This window comes from Thauera mechernichensis (assembly GCF_029588855.1).
GTDB classification, from domain to species: domain Bacteria; phylum Pseudomonadota; class Gammaproteobacteria; order Burkholderiales; family Rhodocyclaceae; genus Thauera; species Thauera mechernichensis.
Genome location: NZ_JARQZE010000047.1, coordinates 1 through 830 on the forward strand (window position 1 = coordinate 1; position 830 = coordinate 830).

General features: G+C 59.6%; 1 protein-coding gene. It reads right to left on the reverse strand.

From position 1 onward, the window contains the following. Positions 1-11: 11 nt before the first annotated feature. Positions 12-769 (reverse strand): IS5 family transposase gene (locus P7F68_RS19885; RefSeq protein ID WP_277835668.1). Its coding sequence is split into 2 segments (ribosomal slippage): positions 12-445 and positions 445-769, totalling 759 coding nucleotides; the frame shifts between segments, so codons are not numbered across the junction. Between the last annotated feature and the right edge of the window lie 61 nt (positions 770-830).

Below are 830 nucleotides of genomic sequence, written 5' to 3' on the forward strand. Positions count from 1 at the left end.
CTAGGTCCTGTTCACATATAACGATATGAAATCACCGCACAAACGATCCGCACGAATGCCATGTAGCTGCAAGCGAGCTTGTCGTAGCGTGTGGCGATCCGACGGTAATGCTTGATGCGGTTGAAGAAGCGCTCGATCAGATTTCGCGCGCGGTACGCGCAGCGGTCGTACTGCCTGGGCGCGATACGGTTGGAGCGAGGCGGGATGACTGCTTGCGCGCCGGATGCCTCGATACTCATGACCAAGGCGTTGGCATCGTATCCTTTGTCGGCAACCAAGCTGGCGCATGGCATATCGGCTATCAAATCGTGCGCACACTCGATGTCGGCGACCTGTCCTGCGCTCAGAATCATGCGCAGCGGTTTGCCCAAGGCATCGACGGCAAAGTGCAGCTTGGTCGTCAGGCCTCCACGCGAGCGCCCCAGCGCCTGCGGCCCTACTTTTTTTGGGCGCCTGAGGCGTGCTGGTGGGCGCGAACGATGGTTGAGTCGATGAACACCCGCGCCAGATCGCGTTCGCCGGCCAGTGCGAGGGCGACCCGATCCCAGACGCCTGCATCGCGCCAGCGCGCAAAGCGCACATACGTCGAATGCCAGTTGCCGAACTCGGGCGGAAGGTCGCGCCACGGACTGCCTGTGCGTGCCAACCAAATGACCGCCTCAACGAACAGTCGGTTGTCTTTGGCCGAACGCCCTCTATCGCCGGGCTTGCCGGGTAGAAGCCCTTCGATTGTCTGCCACTGTTCATCTGTCAGTACCATCCGAAGCATCCTGATCTCCGCCCAAAGATCAGGATGTAAACACAAATCATCAAATGTGAACAGCCCCTAG